Below are 20,253 nucleotides of genomic sequence, written 5' to 3'. Positions count from 1 at the left end.
CCGGCCGGTTTCCATCCCGGACAGTTCAAACAAAACCATGCGTAGAGCAGGAGATTTCATGCGCCCATCCCTTCACCGTACCGCCGTTGCCGCCGTGCTCGCTACCGCCTTCGTGGCAGGTGGCGCCTGGGCCCAGAAGCGCGACAACGTGCTGTTTCAGGCCGCCACCGACGAGCAGCCGGCGGTGATCAAGACGCTCGAGAAGCTCGTCAACATCGAGACCGGCACCGGTGACGCCGAAGGCATGGCCGCCGCCGGCGCGTACCTCGAAGGCGAATTGAAGAACCTCGGCTTCACCGTCACGCGCAGCAAGTCGGTCGGCCTCGTGGTCGGCGACAACATCGTCGGCAAGCTCAAGGGCCGCGGCGGCAAGAACCTGCTGCTCATGTCGCACATGGACACCGTGTACACCAAGGGCACGCTCGCCAAGGCGCCGTTCCGCATCGAAGGCGACAAGGCCTACGGCCCCGGCATCGCCGACGACAAGGGCGGCAACGCCGTCATCCTGCACACGCTCAAGCTGCTGAAAGACTACGGCGTGCGCGACTACGGCACCATCACCGTGCTGTTCAACACCGACGAAGAAAAAGGCTCCTTCGGCTCGCGCGACCTGATCCAGGAAGAAGCCAAGCTGGCCGACTACGTGCTCTCGTTCGAGCCCACCAGCGCCGGCGACGAAAAGATGTCGCTCGGCACCTCGGGCATCGCCTACGTGCAGGTCAACATCACCGGCAAGGCCTCGCACGCGGGCGCCGCCCCCGAGCTGGGCGTGAACGCGCTGGTCGAGGCTTCTGACCTCGTGCTGCGCACCATGAGCATCGACGACAAGTCGAAGAACCTGCGCTTCAACTGGACCATCGCCAAGGCGGGCAACGTGTCGAACATCATCCCGGCCAGCGCCACGCTGAACGCCGACGTGCGCTACGCACGCAACGAAGACTTCGACGCCGCCATGAAGACGCTCGAAGAAAAGGCGCAGCAGAAAAAACTGCCCGAGGCCGACGTCAAGGTGCTCGTCACGCGCGGCCGTCCGGCCTTCAACGCGGGCGAGGGCGGCAAGAAGCTCGTCGACAAGGCCGTGGTCTTCTACAAGGAAGCCGGCGGCAGCGTGGGCGTCGAAGAGCGCACCGGCGGCGGCACCGACGCGGCCTACGCGGCGCTCTCGGGCAAGCCCGTGATCGAAAGCCTGGGCCTGCCCGGCTTCGGCTACCACAGCGACAAGGCCGAGTACGTCGACATCAGCGCCATTCCGCGCCGCCTGTACATGGCCGCGCGTCTCATCATGGACCTGGGCGCTGGCAAGTAAGCCTCGCACCCACCGACAAGAAAGAACTGGAGACAACGCCATGCTGCTCAGCGCAGACCAGGAAGCCATCCGCGACGCCGTGCGCGATTTCTCGCAGGCCGAGCTCTGGCCCAACGCCCCCAAGTGGGACCGCGACCACAGCTTTCCGAAGGAAGTGCATCAGGGCCTGGCCGCGCTGGGCGCCTACGGCATCTGCGTGCCCGAGGAGCATGGCGGCGCAGGCCTCGACTACCTCACGCTCGCACTCGTGCTTGAAGAAATCGCGGCCGGCGACGGCGGCACCAGCACCGCCATCAGCGTGACCAACTGCCCCGTCAACGCCATCCTCATGCGCTACGGCAACGCGCAGCAGAAGAAGAAATGGCTCGAGCCGCTGGCCCAGGGCCAGATGCTCGGCGCCTTCTGCCTCACCGAGCCGCAGGCCGGCAGCGACGCCTCGAGCCTGCGCACCACCGCGCGCAAGGACGGCGACGGCTACGTGATCGATGGCGTGAAGCAGTTCATCACCAGCGGCAAGAACGGCCAGGTCGCCATCGTCATCGCCGTGACCGACAAGGGCGCCGGCAAGCGCGGCATGAGCGCGTTCATCGTGCCCACCGACGCGCCCGGCTACAACGTCGCGCGTTTGGAAGACAAGCTCGGCCAGCACAGCAGCGACACCGCGCAGATCAACTTCGACAGCTGCCGCATCCCGGCCGAGAACCTCATCGGCGCCGAAGGCGAGGGCTACAAGATCGCGCTCGGCGCGCTCGAAGGTGGGCGCATCGGCATCGCCGCGCAAAGCGTGGGCATGGCCCGCAGCGCCTTCGACGTGGCCGTGGCCTACGCCAAGGAGCGCCAAGCCTTCGGCGGCGCCATCTTCGACCAGCAGGCCGTGGGCTTTCGCCTGGCCGAATGCGCCACGCAGATCGAAGCCGCGCGCCAGCTCATCTGGCACGCTGCCAGCCTGCGCGACGCCGGCCGGCCCTGCCTGAAAGAAGCCGCCATGGCCAAGCTCTTCGCCAGCGAGATGGCCGAGCGCGTGTGCAGCGCCGCCATCCAGACCCTGGGTGGCTACGGCTACGTGAACGATTTTCCGTTGGAGCGCATCTACCGCGACGTGCGCGTGTGCCAGATTTATGAAGGCACGTCGGACATCCAGAAGCTGTTGATTCAACGCGCGCTCGCCTGAGATCGTCTGATCACGTGAACCAACGCCGCGGCCTGAGTGGGTGATGTTTCGGGTGGGGCGGTGCGTTCCAGTCGCTGACGCTTGACGGGCGTCCGAGCGACCGCGTACATTGCTTTTGCCTCGTGATGAGCGAGGCCGGGATTGGCGTCCCGCTGACATCCTGCGACGAAAGCCGCAGTTACCGCACAAGGTCTGCGGCTTTTTCATTCGCGCTTCTTTTTTAGGCGGCTCGAATGGGAGGGCTCGCGCCCTGCCGGTTTCCGCAAGGATGTCCCGGTACGCCAACCCGTTCGAGCTGCCGCCCCCGATTGGCGTCGGGTGCGTCGGTTGTTGCAAATCGACATCCTTGGAGGCCTATGGCCACTGCTTCAAATGCGGGTACCGACGCTGGTTGTTCTTGTGCGTCTCAACGACCCACTGCCTTGTTCAAACCCTTCGAATGGGTTGAAGGCGAACGGCTCTCTCCTTCACAGCAAAGTCACGCTGCCTTCCTCAACGATGCGCGTGATGTAGTGCAGGGCGCTCAGACGTTGGTGCAGTTGCTCGACTGGGATGAGGATCGGCGCGACGCCGCTACTTCAGATGCAGACGCCGCGCCGCTTTTCGATGCATGTCAGCGCACTTCGCTGCGGCGGTTTCTTGCGGTGTCGTTGGGGCTTTTGCATGCGCGGATTGAAGCGCAGTGCGAGGTGTTGACCGAGTAGGGGTACGGCGCAGGGGCGCTCTTCTCGTTTCGGAAGACATGAGCCTGTGGCATTCTTCAGTTGCCCGCTTTCGGCGGCGGATTCAACCGGTCGTTCGACGCGGGCGGCAGAAACACGGAAAGACAGAACCCAGAGGTACAACGCCCTCAGTACCGGCGCTAAGAAAATGCAACGCGGTCAAAAATCCTATGTCTGCATCCACGTTTTCGACAACGTGAAGCCTGTCCTCCTTGTAGCCAGGGACGGCGGGAGTTGGTGCTTTGTTTGCGGCGGCGAGCACGCTGACAATGCGTCTGAATACAGAGTTGTCGGGATGGGGCACTTGCTCGACCGTGACCCTAGCCTCAATGCGTTGCTTGATTTGGCTCCCGAGTGGGAGGCAGAGCGGGCCGACGTTCACACTCCCTGGATTCGCACAAAGTGCTCGCCGCTTGATGACTAGTGCTCTAGGAAGACGACTTTCGGCCACTACCAGCCAGTCACCAACTTCGGCTTGCGCGTAGGCCAGCGACTGCTCGGCCACCACTCAAACCCATGCAACGCAAAGACAGCATTCCACGAGAGGCATTGACCCAGGTATTGGGCGCGGTTTACCAAGGCTCACCCGTGGTGATGGAGGGCTATGCCGTGCCCGGCTGCGAACTGATGCAATTCGACGACCAGCCGGCGCTCGAGCAGTTCATCGCCGCCGAACTGGCAGCCGGCCGCCCCACAGCTAATCTGGCGCTGCACTATCCCGAGACGGGCGGCCTTGCAGTGCAGGAACGCATCGATCTGAACAATCCCGTCGCCAATGGCGCTACTTGGCGCTACACCCTCGGCGGATGGGGCCTCATACAACTGCAACTCGAATTCCGCCAGCCCGGCTTGGTCGGCTGTCGCATCGCGGTTAACAGCGCTGAACGCGCGCGTGCCTGGGCCAACACCTACCCCCGCTTGGGTGAACCCGACCTGTGGGATTGGCCGGCGATTGAGAAGCACGCACGACGGCTGATCCGAGTGCTGCGCAAGTACGCATGATTAGCTGGGGCAACGGGTGAAAGACAGCTTTGTACCGCTGAGGTCGGGCGGCTGAAGGACTGCAACGGGCCCGAAGCGGAAGTACGCATTGCCGGAAAGCTGTCGCTCAGAAGTAGCACCGGCCTTCGAATTTGGGGCTTTCGTCAACTGCAGACTAGGCTTCGGGGCCACCATGGTGGAACGCCGTCACGCGAGACCAGAACATGCAGGCGTAGATGGGTGCCATTGACGCTTTACCGGTTTCAAATTCAAACTGAACCGACTCTTTGGTCTTTAGGGACGTCACCGTTGCGACCGATGTGCTCGGCGCGCTAGGAGACTCGCTGCGCTTGATGCCCTTGAAGTTACCGAATTCGTGCTCAACCCCATGCCTCGGGTCCAGTTCGCGCCGGGCTCCTTCGTGCTGACTGACCACCCGTCGTGTGCTTATGAACCACCAGCTTGCGTCAGAAATAACGCCACTGGCAATCGGGAGTTCGCTTGGCAGCAGGTCGGCTAACGACGCCAGCTTGGGATGGATGCAGCCGATGACCGTGTGACTCCATTGATCTGGTGTCATCGAATGACGACGAACACTAGCAACTGCGATGTTTTGTGCCGCCAAATCGTTCATTGGTTGCGAACTCGTGATCCCTATCTGGTGTTGGATGCAGGTGGCGCTGTGAAAGACCGTTCGTGGCCAGTTTCTGCCCGACGCCGTGAAGCCGTCGGGCCCAACGCAGACCGTGCCTTAACTTGCTCTATGACAGCGGCCCTTCTTGCGGTGGCTCTGTTGACATGTTCTCTAAGGTAAATGGCAGTACCGGAGACACTCCAGCCTGCTTCATCAAAGCTCTTAGATTGCGGTACTTCTCCAGCAACGCGCCGCGAGCACCCCAATCCTCTGATTCGGCGTCTCGATCCAGTCCGGGGCTCAGGAAACTGGGTTCTTCATCACCAATCATGATGGTCGTGTAGTCCCAATCGTAGTGAAAGACGAGTTCAAAAGCGCCGATGAACTCGGCAAGTGCTTGGGAGAAAGTTTCTGAATGAAGTTCGCTCATGAGATGTCCGCTTGTGGCCGACTGTAGCCGGTCGCGCCGCCGTCGTGAACGGGCCCGGAGCGGCCAAATCGCTGAGCGATTTCAAGGTCGTACAGCGGTCGCTCAACGTTTGAGCTAACCGGACCGTTGCGGCGTGTGGCTAAAGGCCCAGAATGAAATGGCGGGACTTTGGCCGCACGCCGCAATGGGTCCGGTTGAGCGAATGGTTAGGCCGCAACCACGCAGTTTCAGTACGGCTAGACCTCATTGCTTACTTCGATCAGGTTCTCGTCGGGATCATAGAAGTAGACGGAAACCAATGCGCGTTGCGCGCCAGTAGCTAGGACTGGCCCTTGCACGACCGGAACGCCTTCGTTTTGTAGGTGCACAAGTACCTGTTCTATAGGTGTTACGGTCAAGAAGCATAGATCCGCAGAACCTGGAGTAGCGTGCTTCACATTCGGATCGACAACAGTCCCCAACTCGTGCAGGTTGATCTTTTGTTGTCCAAAGTGCACTGAGAATCGCCCGGCCTTGAACTCTCTGGCTTCAAAGCCTAGGACACGCTGATAGAAGTCAAGTGTCCTTGGGATGCTTGCAACCGTTAATACCAAATGATCTAGCGCTTCAATCTTCATGGGGGGGCGGGCTTTCGGGTGACGAGCCACAGGTAGTCGGTTTTGCGGCCTAACGCAAAGGTGAGCGGATGCCGTAGGCGGTCCGCTCGACTGAATGGTTAGGTTGAGCGCCAATAAGAAGAAGCGTACCTAATTTTCGTTCGAGGAAACGAACTATGGAGTTACGCATATGGTTGAAGAAGTCCGTCGTGGATGAGAAAACTATCAAAATTCCGAAGACTCCCACCATGACACGCACCGGTTGTCGATCGGATCGACTACGAAATAGCGACGCTAGAAAGCTTGGCAGATATACCAAGATGGCGGCAACGGTAGCGACTTGAACGGCAAACACGACATTGGCCAACAGGCTCAGGTTGAATTCCAAGTCCTCATGTACGCGATCCGCAAGACAGGTCATCAGATAAACAACGCTGAAGATACCTTCGGCCAATTTCAAGTTGCGGCATGAGTCTTTCATGCGGATTTCTTCTCTGATAAGACTACTTCTGGGGCGGGTCCTGCTGCTATCGCCAATGACTGGTCTTGGCCGATTGCAGGCAGACAAACCTATTGCGCGTGGACCCTAAATCCCAAGTAGAGAAAAAACGCCACAACCGCCCCGACGATGGCAAGCCCAATCGACCACGGAATGTCCATGTCACTGCGCTCGCGACGCGAGACGCCATCCATACGGGTCAGCATCGTGCGTCGCTGGTCCGGCGTGTTGATGAGGAACTTGACGATGCCTGCAATGCCGCAAAGCGCAACGGCGCCCCCGATGATCATCCATCCCCAGACTTCCATATTGAACGTGATGGGAAATGCACCATCGGCGTCTGCGACAAAGGGTTCGCGTCCCCTTCGCGTGACAACGATTTGTCCGGCGCGCCATGCATTGAATCCGTGCAGAAAGGCGAAGACGCCCAAGGAGAGGGTCGCAGCGAGCAGGAAGAACAGCTTGAGGAATCGCAAAAGCATGCTTTGGTGTTCAGCTTGAAGGAACGAAACGCCGGACGACTTTAGCGGCACAAGCCATTCGCGCAAGAGGCCCCGGCGCCTCTAGCCCCGGCAGATCTTCGCAAAGCGGGCATGCCCGGAAGCCCCCCCTCAGCCCCCGCCGCGCCAAGTGTTCCAATAGAGCCCTTCATGAGCGCCACCGACCCCACTCCCGGCCCCTGCCCCTGCGGCCGCACCGACCGTCGCGACAAGCCCATCGGCTACGCCCTGTGCTGTGGGCGCTACCTCGACGATTTCGAGAACACGCCGGCGCCCGACGCCGAATCGCTGATGCGTTCGCGCTACTCGGCCTTCGTGCTGGCGCGTGCCGACTACCTGCTCGCCACCTGGCACGCGTCGAAGCGGCCGGCGTCGGTGGAGTTCGAGCCGGGCGTCAAATGGCTGGGGCTGGACATCCGCTCGCGTTCGGTGCTCGACGCCGACCACGCCGAGGTCGAGTTCGTCGCCCGCCAGCGCGGCGCGACGGGCGTGGCGTTCCGCCTGCACGAGCGCAGCCGCTTCGTGCGCGAGAACGAGCGCTGGTATTACGTCGACGGCGACCTGCACCAGCCCCCGGGTTGACGGCGGCGGGCTTCGGCCCGCACAATCGGCCCCGCTCCGGGGTGCACGCATGTGGCGTGCTGAGATGGCAAAGCTGCCGACCCGCGAACTTGATCCGGGTCATACCGGCGTAAGAAGAGCTGCACTCCCTGACTTCGGTCCGTCACTCCCTTTTTCGGTGGCGGGCCTCCCGAGGTCCACGAGCGATTGCGGAGCACCCTTTCCCTCAACAAGGAGTGCCTCCCGATGAATGCCCCCGACAAGTTCACCTCGCTGCTGTCGCTGACGCGCGAACCCTTTCCCGCCTCGCACAAGTGCGTCATTCCGGGCAGCCGGCCCGACCTGTTCGTGCCCGTGCGCGACGTGGCGCTGACCAACGGCGAAACCGTCTCCCTGTACGACACCTCGGGCCCCTACACCGACCCGAAGGTCGAGATCGACGTGCGCCGCGGCCTGCCCGATGTGCGCAGCGCCTGGGTCATCGAGCGCGGCGACACCGAAAGTTATGAAGGCCGCACGCACCACGCGCTGGACGACGGCGCCAAGAACGAAGACCGCGACGCGCAGCGCCTGGCCGAGCTGCGCGCCGGTGCCTCGGCACTGCAACGCACGCCGCGCCGCGCCAAGTCGGGCGCCAACGTCACCCAGATGCATTACGCGCGCCGCGGCATCGTCACGCCCGAGATGGAGTACGTGGCTCTGCGCGAGAACGGCAAGCGCGAGTGGATGGCCGAGTACCTGGCCAACGAGGAGCGCGCCAAGCGCGTGGCGGGCAACCCGATGGGCGCGAGCATTCCGCGCATCATCACGCCCGAGTTCGTGCGCGACGAAGTGGCCCGCGGCCGCGCGATCATTCCCGCGAACATCAACCACCCCGAGGTCGAGCCGATGGCCATCGGGCGCAACTTCAAGGTGAAGATCAACGCCAACATCGGCAACTCGGCCGTCACCTCGAGCATCGAGGAAGAGGTCGAGAAGCTGGTGTGGGCCATTCGCTGGGGCGCCGACAACGTGATGGACCTGTCGACCGGCAAGAACATCCACACCACGCGCGACTGGATCGTGCGCAACTCGCCGGTGCCCATCGGCACGGTGCCGATCTACCAGGCGCTCGAAAAGGTGGGCGGCGTGGCCGAAGACCTCACCTGGGAAATCTACCGCGACACGCTCATCGAACAGGCGGAGCAGGGCGTCGATTACTTCACCATCCACGCGGGCCTGCGCCTGCCGTTCATCCACCTCACGGCCGACCGCATGACGGGCATCGTGTCGCGCGGCGGCTCGATCATGGCCAAGTGGTGCATCGCGCACCACAAGGAGAGCTTCCTCTACACGCACTTCGAAGACATCTGCGACATCATGAAGGCCTACGACGTGAGCTTCTCGCTCGGCGACGGCCTGCGCCCCGGCTCGGGTGCCGACGCGAACGACGAGGCCCAGTTTGCCGAGCTGCGCACGCTGGGTGAGCTCACGCAGATCGCCTGGAAGCACGACGTGCAGACCATGATCGAAGGCCCGGGCCACGTGCCGATGCACATGATCCAGGCCAACATGGACGAGCAGATCAAGCACTGCCACGAGGCGCCGTTCTACACGCTCGGCCCGCTGACCATCGACATCGCACCGGGCTACGACCACATCTCCAGCGCCATCGGCGCCGCGATGATCGGCTGGGCCGGCACGGCGATGCTCTGCTACGTGACGCCCAAGGAGCACCTGGGCCTGCCCGACCGCGACGACGTGAAGCAGGGGATCATTGCCTACAAGATCGCCGCGCACGCGGCCGACGTGGCCAAGGGTCACCCGGGTGCGCGCTCGCGCGACGACGCCCTGAGCAAGGCGCGCTTCGAGTTCCGCTGGCAAGACCAGTTCAACCTGGGCCTGGACCCCGACACGGCGCGCGAATTCCACGACGAGACGCTGCCGAAAGATTCGAGCAAGGTGGCGCATTTCTGCTCGATGTGCGGCCCCAAGTTCTGCTCGATGAAGATCACGCAGGAAGTGCGCGAGTACGCGGCCAAGAAGGGCGTGGCCGAGGCGGCTGCCATGGCCGAGGGCATGGAAGAGAAGTCGAAAGAATTCATGGCCGGCGGTGGCGAGATCTACATCCCGATCCGGCCAGTGGCCTGAGATGGCCCGATAGCCTGAGTCTGCCCGTGCGGAAAGGGGGCGTTGCTACCATGGGGCCAGACCCCTGAACTCCAGCCTCGCAATGACCCCTTTCCCCTTTTCCGCCGTTCTCTTCGATTGCGACGGCGTGCTCGTCGATTCCGAACCCATCACCAACCGCGTGCTTGCCGACATGCTCGGCGAGCTCGGCTGGCAGCTCACGGCCGAGGAATCGATGAACATCTTCACCGGCAAGGCCGTGAAGGACGAGACGGCGCTCATCGAGGCCAAGACCGGCTTCAAGATCACCGACGACTGGCTGCGCGGCTTCCGCGCCCGCCGCAACGAGGCGCTGGACCGCGACCTCGTCGCCATTCCCCATGCACCCGCCGCCATCCGCGAGATCCATGCGCGGCTCAAGGGCCGCATCGCCTGTGCCTCGGGCGCCGACCGCCACAAGGTCGAGCTGCAGCTGGCCAAGGTCGGCCTGCTCGACTGCTTCGAGGGCCGCATCTTCAGCGGCCACGAGATGCCGCGCTCCAAGCCGCATCCCGACGTGTACCTGGCCGCGGCGGAAGCGCTCGGTGTCGATCCGAAGCGCTGCGCGGTGGTCGAAGACACGGTCACCGGCGCGATGGCCGGCGTGGCCGCGGGCGCCACGGTGTTCGGCTACAGCACGGGCGAGTCGGGCCACAGCGGCCCGGGCGCGCTGCGCGCCGCAGGCGCCGTGGCCGTGTTCAGCGACATGACCGGGCTGCCCGCATTGCTGGCCGGCTACGGCCTGCAGGCGGCCTGAGTTTCTGGTGCAATGACGCCCGTCAGCGTGTGGCGCGCCCGTCGCCTTCACGCGCCCCTTCCCACGAATTCGCAAGGACCCTGCCCATGACCTCCGAGTACCAGACCGAGCAACCCGACCGCAGCGAGATCGACGCGCTCCAGGGCCCGGCCGTGGTGGAGTTCGGCACCAACTGGTGCGGCATCTGCAAGGCCGCGCAGCCGAACATTGCCGAGGCCTTTGCCCAGTACCCGAACGTGCGCCGCATCAAGGTGGAAGACGGCAGCGGCCGCCCGCTGGGGCGTTCGTTCAACGTGCGGCTGTGGCCCACGCTGGTGTTCATGCGCGACGGGCAACAGGTCGCGAAGCTGGTGCGGCCGGAAGACAGCCAGTCGATCGCCGATGCGCTGGCGTTGATCGATTTGCCGGCCTGAGTTTCGTTGTTCAGGGCGACGCTCCCGCCGACGGGGCGCCTTGCTCCGCGAATGTCCTCCGCCCTTCGGGCTCCCCCTTAATTTCGCTGCGCAAGGCACCCCATCGACGTGAGCGTTGGGCAGTGCGGTTGTTGATCGACCGGCACAACGACAGCGCTCAGCGGGCGCAGGACACTGGGTGCTTCCCGCAGCGAAATCAAGGAGGAGGGGCGAAGCCCCGGGGGACATTCGCGGAGGGAAGTACCCGGTGGCCTGTGCACGCGCCCTGAACAAGCGCCCTACAGCCCCAGCTGCCGAAAATCCCGAGGCGCGTGCCCCGTCCACTGCAGGAACGCACGCGAAAAGCTCTTTTCGTTGCGAAAGCCCACCGCCAGCGCCACCTGCTTGATCGGCCGCGTGGTCCGGCGCAGTTGCTCCACCGCCAGTTCGTGCCGCACCTCGTTCTTCAGCACCTGCAGCGAGGTGCCCTCTTCATGCAGCTGCCGGTGCAGCGTGCGCCCCGACACATTCAGCAGCCCCGCCAGCGCCTCCGCCGTGGTCGCCTCGCCGGCACGCGCGCGCAGCAGTTCGCGCACGCGCTGCCCCAGCAGGCGGTCGCGGCGGTACTGCAGCACCGTGAGCGGCAGGGCGCGCTTGAGCATGGTGCGCAGCGCGCGTTCGTCGCGCAGCAGCGGCAGCGCGAGGTAGCGCTCGTCGAAGCTGATGCTGGCCTGCGGCGCGTCGAAGTGCACGTCGGGCGTGAACATCAGCGGGTAGGCGTCGCGGTGCGGCGGCGCCGCGAACGGAAAGGTGGCCTGGCGCAGCGAGATGCGCGAGTCGATCGCCCAGCACACGTAGCCGTGCATGAAGCGCAGGCTGGTCACCAGGCAGAACTCGCGGAACGCGGGGTCGAGCGGGCGGTTCTCGGTGATGCGCAGCGTGGCGACGCCGCCCGCCACCTCCAGCGCGAGCGTGATGTCCTCGGTCAGCAGGCGGTGGTGGCGGCACCAGCGTTTCATGGCCACGCCCAAGTCGGGCGAGGTGAGCGAGGCGCGGCACAGCATGCCGTAGCTGCCCCACGGCAGGCGGCGCGAGAACCAGCCCAGCGCTTCGTCGTCCAGCTCCTGCATCGCGTGGCCCGACAGCGCCTCGAACTGCGCAGCCGTCACCCGGGCACCCGGGCGGGCCAGTTCGCGCGGCGCGATCTGTGCCGCCTGCAGGGCCTGCGCCGGGTCCTTGCCGTAGCGGGCATACCCTTGCACGATGGCTCGCACGAAGGCCATCGGCGTGACGGCGCGGGCGGGTCGCAAGAAGGCGGGGGACGACGTGGTGGAGGGCATCGGTCGTGGCGCAATTTGCAACCATTGTGGCGCCAATTGCGGCGCCACGAGGCGTAAGCTGCGTTTTTTCAAGCGCCATCCGCGCGGGCAGCCCTGCGCGCCGACCCCTTCAGAGGAGACAAGACTCATGCACGATTTCGGCCTCAACTTCGACCTGGGCGACGACATCGACGCGCTGCGCAGCGCGATCCAGGACTTCGCCGCCAACGAAATCGCGCCCCGCGCCGCCGAGATCGACCGCGACAACCTGTTCCCGCACGACCTGTGGCAAAAGCTCGGCGAGCTGGGCCTGCACGGCATGACGGTGAAGGAAGAATTCGGCGGCACCGAGCTGGGCTACCTGGCCCACATCGTGGCCATGGAAGAAGTCTCGCGCGCCTCGGCCTCGGTGGGCCTGTCGTACGGCGCGCACTCCAACCTGTGCGTGAACCAGATCCACCGCAACGGCAGCGAAGCGCAGAAGAAGAAATACCTGCCCAAGCTGGTGAGCGGCGAGCACGTGGGCGCGCTGGCCATGAGCGAGCCCAACGCCGGCTCCGACGTGGTGAGCATGAAGCTCAAGGCCGACAAGAAGGATGGCTACTACGTGCTCAACGGCGGCAAGATGTGGATCACCAACGGCGGCGACGCCGACACGCTGGTCATCTACGCCAAGACCGAACCCGAGATGGGCGCGCGCGGCATGACGGCCTTCATCGTCGAAAAGAATTTCAAAGGTTTTTCGGCAGGCACCAAGCTCGACAAGCTCGGCATGCGCGGCTCCAACACCTTCCCGCTGTTCTTCGACAACTGCGAAGTGCCCGAAGAGAACGTGCTCGGCGGCGAAGGCATGGGCGCCAAGGTGCTGATGAGCGGCCTGGACTACGAGCGCGCCGTGCTCTCGGGCGGCCCGCTGGGCATCATGGCCGCCTGCATGGACGCCGTGATCCCCTACATCCACGAGCGCCAGCAGTTCGGCCAGAGCATCGGCGAGTTCCAGCTGATGCAGGGCAAGATCGCCGACATGTACTCGACCTGGCAGGCCACCCGCGCCTACGTGTACGCCGTGGGCAAGGCCTGCGACCGCAACGACCATGCGCGCACCTTCCGCAAGGACGCGGCCGGCGCCATCCTGTATTCGGCCGAGAAGGCGACCTGGATGGCCGGCGAGGCGATCCAGACGCTGGGCGGCGTGGGCTACACCAAGGACTTCCCGGTCGAGCGGCTGTGGCGCGACGCCAAGCTGTACGAGATCGGCGCGGGCACGAGCGAAGTGCGCCGCATGCTGATCGGTCGCGAGCTGTTCTCCGAAACGGCATAAGCCGCGCTGCACACCCTCACCCCACCCTCTCCCCACAGGGAGAGGGCGCCAGACAAGGAGACAAGACGATGCCACTGACGCAGAGCCTGGCCCAAGGCGCCACGGACGTCCCCCTCATCGAGCAAGCCATCGGCGACTTCTTCGACGACATGGTCGAGAAGCAGCCGGAACGCGAAGCCCTCGTCAGCCGCCACGAAGGCCAGCGCTTCACCTACCGCGAACTGCAGACCGCGTCGAACAAGCTGGCGAGCGCGCTGCTGGGCCTGGGGCTCGTGCCCGGCGACCGCGTGGGCATCTGGTCGCACAACAACGTGCCCTGGGTGCTGATGCAGATCGCCACCGCCAAGGTCGGCCTGATCCTCGTGAACATCAACCCGGCCTACCGCACCTCGGAGCTCGAGTACGCGCTCAACAAGGTCGGCTGCAAGGCGCTGGTGACGATGGCGCAGTTCAAGACCAGCGACTACCTGGGCATGCTGCGCGAGCTGGGCCCGGCCAAGCTGCCGCTGCTGCAGCACACCTTCTGGATCGACAAGCCCGGCCAGGGCGACGAGCAGCCCGGCATGCGCCGCTTCAGCGAGCTGCTGGCCGGCGGCGACCCGGTCGACGCGCGCGTGGCCGCCACGCAGAAGACGCTGAAGGCCACCGACCCGATCAACATCCAGTTCACCAGCGGCACCACGGGCTTCCCCAAGGGCGCGACGCTCACGCACCGCAACATCCTGAACAACGGCTTCTTCATCGGCGAGTGCATGAAGCTCACGCCGGCCGACCGCCTGTGCATTCCGGTGCCGCTGTACCACTGCTTCGGCATGGTGCTGGGCAACCTGGCCTGCCTCACGCACGGCTCGGCCATCGTGTACCCGAACGACGGGTTCGATCCGCTCACGGTGCTCGAGACGGTGCAGGCCGAGAAGTGCACGGGCCTGCATGGCGTGCCCACGATGTTCATCGCCGAGCTGGACCATCCGCGCTTCAAGGAGTTCGACCTCTCGACCCTGCGCACCGGCATCATGGCCGGCTCGCCGTGCCCCATCGAAGTGATGAAGCGCGTGGTCAACGAGATGCACCTGGGCGAGATCACCATCGCCTACGGCATGACCGAGACCAGCCCCGTCAGCTGCCAGAGCAGCACCGACACGCCGCTGGACCGCCGCGTGTCCACGGTAGGCACCGTGCAGCCGCACCTCGAAGTGAAGATCATCGACCCCGAGACCGGCGCGATCATGCCGCCGGGCCAGTCGGGCGAGCTGTGCACGCGCGGCTACTCGGTGATGCACGGCTACTGGGAAGACGAGCCCAAGACCCGCGAAGCCATCGACGCCGAGCGCTGGATGCACACCGGCGACCTCGCCACCATGGACGCCGAGGGCTACGTGAACATCGTCGGGCGCATCAAGGACCTCGTGATTCGCGGCGGCGAGAACATCTACCCGCGCGAGATCGAAGAATTTTTGTACCGCCACCCGAAGGTGCAGGACGTGCAGGTGGTCGGCCTGCCCGACAAGAGGTACGGCGAAGAGCTGTGCGCCTGGATCATCGTCAAGCCCGGCCAGAGCGCCACCGACGCCGAGATCCGCGACTTCTGCAAGGGCCAGATCGCGCACTACAAGGTGCCGAAGTACATCCAGTTCGTCTCCGAGTTCCCGATGACGGTGACCGGCAAGATCCAGAAATTCAAGATCCGCGACGCCATGACCGAGCAGCTCGGTCTCAGCCAAGAAAAGACAGCATGAGCAAACTCGAAACCAAACTGAATGCGCGTTCGGCCGACTTCCAGGCCAACGCCGCGGCCATGCGCGCGCTGGTCGACGACCTGCAGCAGCAGTTCGCGAAGGTGGAGCAGGGCGGCGGCGAGGCCGCGCGTGCCAAGCACACGGCACGCGGCAAGCTGCTGCCGCGCGACCGCGTGGCCGAGCTGCTCGACCCGGGCACGCCCTTCCTCGAGATCGCGCCGCTGGCCGCGCATGCGATGTACCTTGATGCCAAGGGCGCCGAGTCGGCACCGGGCGCCGGCATCATCGCGGGCATCGGCCGCGTGAACGGCGTCGACTGCATGATCGTGTGCAACGACGCCACGGTGAAGGGCGGCACCTACTACCCGATGACGGTGAAGAAGCACCTGCGCGCGCAGGAGATCGCCGAGCAGAACCGCCTGCCCTGCATCTACCTGGTGGACTCGGGCGGTGCCAACCTGCCGAACCAGGACGAGGTGTTTCCCGACCGCGAGCACTTCGGCCGCATCTTCTACAACCAGGCCAACATGAGCGCCCAGGGCATCCCGCAGATCGCGGTGGTCATGGGCTCGTGCACGGCCGGCGGCGCGTACGTGCCGGCGATGAGCGACGAATCGATCATCGTGAAGAACCAGGGCACCATCTTCCTGGGCGGCCCGCCGCTCGTGAAGGCAGCCACCGGCGAGGTCGTGTCGGCCGAAGACCTGGGCGGCGGCGACGTGCACACGCGCCTGTCGGGCGTGGTCGACCACCTGGCGCAGAACGACCTGCATGCGCTGGCGCTCGCGCGCTCGGCGGTTGCGAACCTGAATGCCAAGGCGGCAGACAAGCCGGACGGCGCCGCGGTGCGCGCGCCCGAGTTCCCGCGCGAAGAGCTGTACGGCGTGATCCCCACCGACACGCGCAAGCCCTTCGATGTGCGCGAGATCATTGCGCGCATCGTCGACGGCAGCGAGTTCCACGAGTTCAAGGCCCGCTTCGGCGCCACGCTGGTCTGCGGCTTCGCCGAGATCGAGGGCATGCCGGTCGGCATCATCGCCAACAACGGCATCCTGTTTTCTGAGTCGGCGCAGAAGGGCGCGCACTTCATCGAGCTGTGCTGCCAGCGCAAGATTCCGCTGGTGTTCCTGCAGAACATCACCGGCTTCATGGTGGGCCGCAAGTACGAGAACGAAGGCATCGCACGCCACGGCGCCAAGATGGTGACGGCCGTGGCCACCGCCAACGTGCCCAAGTTCACCATCATCATCGGCGGCAGCTTCGGCGCCGGCAACTACGGCATGTGCGGCCGCGCGTACAGCCCGCGCTTCCTCTGGATGTGGCCCAACGCGCGCATCAGCGTGATGGGCGGCGAGCAGGCCGCGAGCGTGCTGGCCACCGTGAAGCGAGACGGCATCGAACTGAAGGGCGGCAGCTGGAGCGCCGACGAGGAAGAGGCCTTCAAGGCCCCGATCCGCCAGCAGTACGAAGACCAGGGCCACCCCTACTACGCCACCGCGCGCCTGTGGGACGACGGCATCATCGACCCGGCCGACACGCGCCGCGTGCTCGCACTGGGCCTGGCCGCGTCGCGCAACGCGCCGATCCCCGAGCCGAAGTTCGGCATCTTCCGCATGTGACCAGGGGCACCGCATGAGCAGCACCTTCACCAAGCTGAACCTCGCCATCGACGGCGCGGTCGCACGCATCTGGCTCGACCAGCCCGACGCGCGCAACGCCTTCGACGACGTCGTGATCGCCGAGCTGACGCAGGCCTTTCTCGAAGCCGGCGCCGCACCGCAGGTCAAGGCCGTCGTGCTCGGCGCGAACGGCCTGGCCTTCTGCGCGGGCGCCAACCTCAACTGGATGCGCCGCATGGCCGACTACACGCGGGGCGAGAACCTCGCCGACGCGGGCAAGCTGGCCGACATGCTGCGCACCATCGCCGAGTGCCCCAAGCCCACCATCGCGCGCGTGCAGGGCGATGTGTATGCCGGTGGCATGGGGCTCGTGGCCGCGTGCGACATGGCCGTGAGCGTGGACACCGCGTGGTACTGCCTGAGCGAAGTGAAGATCGGCCTCGTGCCCGCGACCATCAGCCCGTACGTGCTGCGCGCCATGGGCCCGCGCGCGTCGCAGCGCTACTTCCTCACGGCCGAGCGCTTCACCGCCGCCGAGGCGCACCGCATCGGCTTCGTGCATGAGGTGGTGGCCGCCGACGCGCTCGACGCTAAGGTCGACGAGCTGCTGAAGGCCCTCACCGGCGCCAGCCCCGCCGCCGTGCGCGCCTGCAAGCAGCTGATCGCCGACGTAGCCGGCCGCGAGATCGACAGCGCGCTCATCGCCAAGACCGTCGAAGGCATCGCCGACATCCGCGCCAGCGACGAAGGCCGCGAGGGCGTGCAGGCTTTCCTGCAGAAGCGCAAGCCGTCCTGGCTCGCCGGCTGACAGCCAACCAAGGACCGCCATGAACGCACTCGACATGCCGCAACTGCTCGCACTGGCCGCCGCCATCGGCTGGGCCAGCGGCGTGCGTCTGTACCTCGTCGTGCTGCTGACCGGCCTGGTCGGCTACTTCGGCTGGGTGCCGCTGCCTTCGGGGCTGCAGATGCTTGCGCATCCGATCGTGCTGGCGGTCAGCGGCTTCATGGTGTTCGTCGAGTTCTTCGCCGACAAGATCCCCGGCCTGGACTCGCTGTGGGACGTGGTGCACACCGCCATTCGCATCCCCGCCGGCGCGGCGCTCGCGGCCAGCGTGTTCGGTGCCGACCACGGCGCGATGGCCGTCGTGGCGGCGCTGCTGGGCGGCGGCTTCGCGGCCACGGCGCATGCGGCCAAGGCCACCACGCGCGCGGCCATCAACACCTCGCCCGAGCCGTTCTCGAACGTGGGCGCGTCGCTGGTCGAAGACTCGATGGTGCCGGCCGGGCTGTGGCTCGCGGTGGCGCATCCGCTGGTCTTTCTCGTGCTGTTCGTCTTCGTGCTCGTGCTCAGCGTGTGGCTCATCCGCAAGAGCTGGCGCTTTCTGCGCGCGCTGTTCAGCCGCGTGGCACGCATCTTCAGTGGCCGGCCCGATCCGGGCGTCACGTCCGCTTTTCAACTGAAAAAGAATCCTCCGGGAGACACTCCGAATGTTTAAGAAGATCCTCATCGCCAACCGTGGCGAGATCGCCTGCCGCGTGGCCGCAACCGCTCGCCGCATGGCCGTTCGCACCGTGGCGGTGTACTCCGATGCCGACGCGCATGCCAACCATGTGCGCGCCTGCGACGAGTCGGTGTACCTCGGCGGCAGCGCCCCGAAGGACAGCTACCTGCGCTGGGAAAAGATCCTCGAAGCCGCCAAGGCCACGGGCGCCGAAGCGGTGCACCCGGGCTACGGCTTCCTCAGCGAGAACGAAGAGTTCGCACAGGCCTGCGCCGACGCCGGCCTGGCCTTCATCGGCCCGCCGCCCTCGGCGATCAAGGCCATGGGCCTGAAGGCCGAGTCGAAGCAGCTGATGGAAAAGGCCGGCGTGCCGCTGGTGCCCGGCTACCACGGCGCCGACCAGGACCCGGCGCTGCTGCAGCGAGAGGCCGACCGCATCGGCTACCCGGTGCTCATCAAGGCCAGCGCCGGCGGCGGTGGCAAGGGCATGCGCGCGGTCGACAAGGCCGCCGATTTCGAGGCCGCGCTGGCCTCGTGCAAGCGCGAAGCCATCAACAGCTTCGGCGACGACGCGGTGCTGATCGAGAAGTACGTGCAGCGCCCGCGCCACATCGAGATCCAGGTGTTCGGCGACACGCAGGGCAACTACGTCTACCTGTTCGAGCGCGACTGCTCGGTGCAGCGGCGCCACCAGAAGGTGCTCGAGGAAGCGCCCGCGCCCGGCATGACCGAGGCGATGCGCAAGCAGATGGGCGATGCCGCCGTGGCCGCGGCGCGTGCCGTGAACTACGTGGGCGCGGGCACGGTCGAGTTCATCGTCGAGCAGCGCGAAGGCGGCGAGATGAACTTCTTCTTCATGGAGATGAACACGCGCCTGCAGGTGGAGCATCCGGTGACCGAAGCGATCACCGGCCTCGACCTCGTCGAATGGCAATTGCGCGTGGCGTCGGGCGAGCCGTTGCCTGCCAAGCAATCGGAACTGCAGATCCACGGCCACGCCATCGAGGCGCGCATCTGCGCCGAGAACCCCGACAACAACTTCCTGCCCGCCACCGGCACCTTGCGCGTGTACCGCAAGCCGCAGGCGACCGCTTTCCAGCGCAGCCGCGTGCGCATCGACGACGGCGTGCGCGAGGGCGGCGAGATCTCGCCCTTCTACGACTCGATGATCGCCAAGCTCATCGTGCACGGCAGCACGCGCGCCGAGGCGCTGGCCCGGCTCGATGCCGCGCTGGCCCAGGTGCAGATCGTGGGCGTGTCGACCAACGTGCAGTTCCTGCGCGGCATCCTGGCGACCGAGTCGTTCTCGAAGGCCAACCTCGACACCGCGCTCATCGAGCGCGAGCGCGCCGTGCTGTTCGACCGCGAGCCGCTGGGCCTGCCGCTGGCCGCGGCCGCCGCCATCACGCGCACGCTGGTCACCGAGTGGCCGACGCAGCTGCCCGACCCCTTCGAGCGCCGCGACGGCTGGCGCGCACACGGCGAATACAAGCGCCGCTTCGACTTCGAGTTCCGCGGCGCCGAGCACAGCGCACTGCTGACCTACCGCCGCGACGGCGGCCTGCACCTCGCCGTGGGCGGTGTCGAAGGCCCGCTCACCATCGGCCGCTTTCCCACGGGCGAATTCGAGCTCGAGTTCGCCGGCACGCGCCAGACCCTCGACGTGCACCTGGACGGCGCCACCGCCCACGTGTTCGCGGCGAAGGGCGCCACGCGCCTCACGGCCATCGACCGCCTCGCCCACGCGGGCGACACCCACGCCGAAGGCGGCCGCCTCACGGCGCCGATGCCCGGCAAGGTCGTGTCCTTCGCGGTCAAGGCCGGCGACAAGGTCAGCCGCGGCCAGCCGCTGGCCGTGATGGAAGCCATGAAGATGGAGCACACCATCGCCGCGCCGGCCGACGGCACGGTGGAGGAACTGATGTTCTCGCCGGGCGAGCAGGTGGCGGAAGGCGACGAATTGTTGCGAATGGCTGCGGCGGCTTAACCCCGTTCGGGCGGCTGGCCCGTATCAGCGGTGGTAGTCATTCTTTTCGAGGAGTCCTGATGATCCGCC

20 protein-coding genes and 1 riboswitch are annotated in these 20,253 nt (G+C 65.6%); of the genes, 14 read left to right on the top strand and 6 right to left on the bottom strand.

All coding sequences use genetic code 11. The features are described 5' to 3' along the window. The first annotated feature begins 58 nt into the window (after window positions 1-58). From VBO01S_RS20720 to VBO01S_RS20700, 4 genes are all read left to right on the top strand, one after another. Window positions 59-1,306 (top strand): glutamate carboxypeptidase, encoded by a 1,248-nt coding sequence (locus VBO01S_RS20720; RefSeq protein ID WP_062478739.1) that lies wholly within the window; start codon window positions 59-61, stop codon window positions 1,304-1,306. 40 nt (window positions 1,307-1,346) lie between these two features. Next, window positions 1,347-2,477, top strand: coding sequence for an acyl-CoA dehydrogenase family protein (locus tag VBO01S_RS20715; RefSeq protein ID WP_062478737.1), 1,131 nt, complete (start codon window positions 1,347-1,349; stop codon window positions 2,475-2,477). A gap of 422 nt (window positions 2,478-2,899) precedes the next feature. Then, window positions 2,900-3,181, top strand: coding sequence for a hypothetical protein (locus tag VBO01S_RS20710; protein WP_306301674.1), 282 nt, complete (start codon window positions 2,900-2,902; stop codon window positions 3,179-3,181). A 534-nt stretch (window positions 3,182-3,715) separates the two neighbouring features. Continuing rightward, window positions 3,716-4,201, top strand: coding sequence for a hypothetical protein (locus VBO01S_RS20700; protein WP_157627403.1), 486 nt, complete (start codon window positions 3,716-3,718; stop codon window positions 4,199-4,201). A gap of 154 nt (window positions 4,202-4,355) precedes the next feature. Here VBO01S_RS20700 and VBO01S_RS32445 read toward each other — a convergent pair whose 3' ends face one another. The 5 genes from VBO01S_RS32445 to VBO01S_RS20695 form a co-directional block, all read right to left on the bottom strand. After that, window positions 4,356-4,814 (bottom strand): hypothetical protein, encoded by a 459-nt coding sequence (locus tag VBO01S_RS32445; RefSeq protein ID WP_157627402.1) that lies wholly within the window; start codon window positions 4,812-4,814, stop codon window positions 4,356-4,358. 127 nt (window positions 4,815-4,941) lie between these two features. After that, complete coding sequence (locus VBO01S_RS32440) at window positions 4,942-5,244, bottom strand: hypothetical protein (RefSeq protein ID WP_157627401.1); 303 nt, start codon at window positions 5,242-5,244, stop codon at window positions 4,942-4,944. A gap of 236 nt (window positions 5,245-5,480) precedes the next feature. Next, on the bottom strand, window positions 5,481-5,861 hold the full coding sequence (locus VBO01S_RS31900; protein ID WP_082818216.1) for a VOC family protein: 381 nt from the start codon (window positions 5,859-5,861) through the stop codon (window positions 5,481-5,483). 49 nt (window positions 5,862-5,910) lie between these two features. After that, entirely contained in the window at window positions 5,911-6,321 is a 411-nt protein-coding gene (locus VBO01S_RS32435) for a hypothetical protein (protein ID WP_157627400.1), read from the bottom strand. An 89-nt stretch (window positions 6,322-6,410) separates the two neighbouring features. Continuing rightward, the gene (locus VBO01S_RS20695; protein ID WP_062478724.1) at window positions 6,411-6,821 is read right to left on the bottom strand and encodes a hypothetical protein; all 411 of its coding nucleotides are present in this window, start codon (window positions 6,819-6,821) and stop codon (window positions 6,411-6,413) included. Between the two features lie 168 nt (window positions 6,822-6,989). On the opposite strand from VBO01S_RS20695, the gene VBO01S_RS20690 reads away from it, so the two are divergent. From VBO01S_RS20690 to VBO01S_RS20675, 4 genes are all read left to right on the top strand, one after another. After that, entirely contained in the window at window positions 6,990-7,421 is a 432-nt protein-coding gene (locus VBO01S_RS20690; protein WP_062478721.1) for a YchJ family protein, read from the top strand. A gap of 27 nt (window positions 7,422-7,448) precedes the next feature. After that, window positions 7,449-7,554, top strand: a riboswitch (TPP riboswitch). A 92-nt stretch (window positions 7,555-7,646) separates the two neighbouring features. Continuing rightward, window positions 7,647-9,530 (top strand): phosphomethylpyrimidine synthase ThiC, encoded by a 1,884-nt coding sequence (gene thiC, locus VBO01S_RS20685; protein ID WP_062478718.1) that lies wholly within the window; start codon window positions 7,647-7,649, stop codon window positions 9,528-9,530. 82 nt (window positions 9,531-9,612) lie between these two features. Then, window positions 9,613-10,305, top strand: coding sequence for an HAD family hydrolase (locus VBO01S_RS20680; RefSeq protein ID WP_062478714.1), 693 nt, complete (start codon window positions 9,613-9,615; stop codon window positions 10,303-10,305). An 86-nt stretch (window positions 10,306-10,391) separates the two neighbouring features. Beyond that, window positions 10,392-10,718 (top strand): thioredoxin family protein, encoded by a 327-nt coding sequence (locus VBO01S_RS20675; protein WP_062478711.1) that lies wholly within the window; start codon window positions 10,392-10,394, stop codon window positions 10,716-10,718. A gap of 278 nt (window positions 10,719-10,996) precedes the next feature. Here VBO01S_RS20675 and VBO01S_RS20670 read toward each other — a convergent pair whose 3' ends face one another. Further along, the gene (locus tag VBO01S_RS20670) at window positions 10,997-12,037 is read right to left on the bottom strand and encodes an AraC family transcriptional regulator (RefSeq protein ID WP_062478709.1); all 1,041 of its coding nucleotides are present in this window, start codon (window positions 12,035-12,037) and stop codon (window positions 10,997-10,999) included. Between the two features lie 127 nt (window positions 12,038-12,164). Here VBO01S_RS20670 and VBO01S_RS20665 point away from each other — a divergent pair, with 127 nt between their 5' ends. The 6 genes from VBO01S_RS20665 to VBO01S_RS20640 all read left to right on the top strand — a co-directional run bounded on the left by VBO01S_RS20665 (window position 12,165) and on the right by VBO01S_RS20640 (window position 20,184). Continuing rightward, window positions 12,165-13,337 (top strand): isovaleryl-CoA dehydrogenase, encoded by a 1,173-nt coding sequence (locus VBO01S_RS20665; RefSeq protein WP_062478706.1) that lies wholly within the window; start codon window positions 12,165-12,167, stop codon window positions 13,335-13,337. A gap of 68 nt (window positions 13,338-13,405) precedes the next feature. Then, the gene (locus tag VBO01S_RS20660; RefSeq protein ID WP_062478703.1) at window positions 13,406-15,073 is read left to right on the top strand and encodes an AMP-binding protein; all 1,668 of its coding nucleotides are present in this window, start codon (window positions 13,406-13,408) and stop codon (window positions 15,071-15,073) included. Further along, the gene (locus tag VBO01S_RS20655; protein WP_062478701.1) at window positions 15,070-16,692 is read left to right on the top strand and encodes a carboxyl transferase domain-containing protein; all 1,623 of its coding nucleotides are present in this window, start codon (window positions 15,070-15,072) and stop codon (window positions 16,690-16,692) included. Before VBO01S_RS20660 ends, VBO01S_RS20655 begins: the two co-directional genes overlap by 4 nt. A 13-nt stretch (window positions 16,693-16,705) precedes the next feature. Next, window positions 16,706-17,500, top strand: coding sequence for an enoyl-CoA hydratase/isomerase family protein (locus VBO01S_RS20650; RefSeq protein ID WP_062478698.1), 795 nt, complete (start codon window positions 16,706-16,708; stop codon window positions 17,498-17,500). Between the two features lie 19 nt (window positions 17,501-17,519). Then, the gene (locus tag VBO01S_RS20645) at window positions 17,520-18,191 is read left to right on the top strand and encodes a DUF4126 domain-containing protein (RefSeq protein ID WP_062478695.1); all 672 of its coding nucleotides are present in this window, start codon (window positions 17,520-17,522) and stop codon (window positions 18,189-18,191) included. Beyond that, window positions 18,184-20,184, top strand: coding sequence for an acetyl-CoA carboxylase biotin carboxylase subunit (locus VBO01S_RS20640; RefSeq protein ID WP_062478693.1), 2,001 nt, complete (start codon window positions 18,184-18,186; stop codon window positions 20,182-20,184). The genes VBO01S_RS20645 and VBO01S_RS20640 overlap by 8 nt, the downstream gene beginning before the upstream one ends. Window positions 20,185-20,253: the final 69 nt, after the last annotated feature.

This window comes from Variovorax boronicumulans NBRC 103145 (genome assembly GCF_001591345.1).
Classification (GTDB): Bacteria; Pseudomonadota; Gammaproteobacteria; order Burkholderiales; family Burkholderiaceae_C; genus Variovorax; species Variovorax boronicumulans.
This window is presented reverse-complemented; position numbering and strand designations above follow the sequence as displayed.

Excerpts from the sequence above, each read along its gene's own strand:
- VBO01S_RS20720 (WP_062478739.1), top strand. The coding sequence starts at position 59 with ATGCGCCCATCCCTTCACCGTACCGCCGTTGCCGCCGTGCTCGCTACC.
- VBO01S_RS20715 (WP_062478737.1), top strand. The coding sequence starts at position 1,347 with ATGCTGCTCAGCGCAGACCAGGAAGCCATCCGCGACGCCGTGCGCGAT.
- VBO01S_RS20700 (WP_157627403.1), top strand. The coding sequence starts at position 3,716 with ATGCAACGCAAAGACAGCATTCCACGAGAGGCATTGACCCAGGTATTG.
- VBO01S_RS32445 (WP_157627402.1), bottom strand. The coding sequence starts at position 4,814 with ATGAACGATTTGGCGGCACAAAACATCGCAGTTGCTAGTGTTCGTCGT.
- VBO01S_RS32440 (WP_157627401.1), bottom strand. The coding sequence starts at position 5,244 with ATGAGCGAACTTCATTCAGAAACTTTCTCCCAAGCACTTGCCGAGTTC.
- VBO01S_RS31900 (WP_082818216.1), bottom strand. The coding sequence starts at position 5,861 with ATGAAGATTGAAGCGCTAGATCATTTGGTATTAACGGTTGCAAGCATC.
- VBO01S_RS32435 (WP_157627400.1), bottom strand. The coding sequence starts at position 6,321 with ATGAAAGACTCATGCCGCAACTTGAAATTGGCCGAAGGTATCTTCAGC.
- VBO01S_RS20695 (WP_062478724.1), bottom strand. The coding sequence starts at position 6,821 with ATGCTTTTGCGATTCCTCAAGCTGTTCTTCCTGCTCGCTGCGACCCTC.
- VBO01S_RS20690 (WP_062478721.1), top strand. The coding sequence starts at position 6,990 with ATGAGCGCCACCGACCCCACTCCCGGCCCCTGCCCCTGCGGCCGCACC.
- thiC (WP_062478718.1), top strand. The coding sequence starts at position 7,647 with ATGAATGCCCCCGACAAGTTCACCTCGCTGCTGTCGCTGACGCGCGAA.
- VBO01S_RS20680 (WP_062478714.1), top strand. The coding sequence starts at position 9,613 with ATGACCCCTTTCCCCTTTTCCGCCGTTCTCTTCGATTGCGACGGCGTG.
- VBO01S_RS20675 (WP_062478711.1), top strand. The coding sequence starts at position 10,392 with ATGACCTCCGAGTACCAGACCGAGCAACCCGACCGCAGCGAGATCGAC.
- VBO01S_RS20670 (WP_062478709.1), bottom strand. The coding sequence starts at position 12,037 with ATGCCCTCCACCACGTCGTCCCCCGCCTTCTTGCGACCCGCCCGCGCC.
- VBO01S_RS20665 (WP_062478706.1), top strand. The coding sequence starts at position 12,165 with ATGCACGATTTCGGCCTCAACTTCGACCTGGGCGACGACATCGACGCG.
- VBO01S_RS20660 (WP_062478703.1), top strand. The coding sequence starts at position 13,406 with ATGCCACTGACGCAGAGCCTGGCCCAAGGCGCCACGGACGTCCCCCTC.
- VBO01S_RS20655 (WP_062478701.1), top strand. The coding sequence starts at position 15,070 with ATGAGCAAACTCGAAACCAAACTGAATGCGCGTTCGGCCGACTTCCAG.
- VBO01S_RS20650 (WP_062478698.1), top strand. The coding sequence starts at position 16,706 with ATGAGCAGCACCTTCACCAAGCTGAACCTCGCCATCGACGGCGCGGTC.
- VBO01S_RS20645 (WP_062478695.1), top strand. The coding sequence starts at position 17,520 with ATGAACGCACTCGACATGCCGCAACTGCTCGCACTGGCCGCCGCCATC.
- VBO01S_RS20640 (WP_062478693.1), top strand. The coding sequence starts at position 18,184 with ATGTTTAAGAAGATCCTCATCGCCAACCGTGGCGAGATCGCCTGCCGC.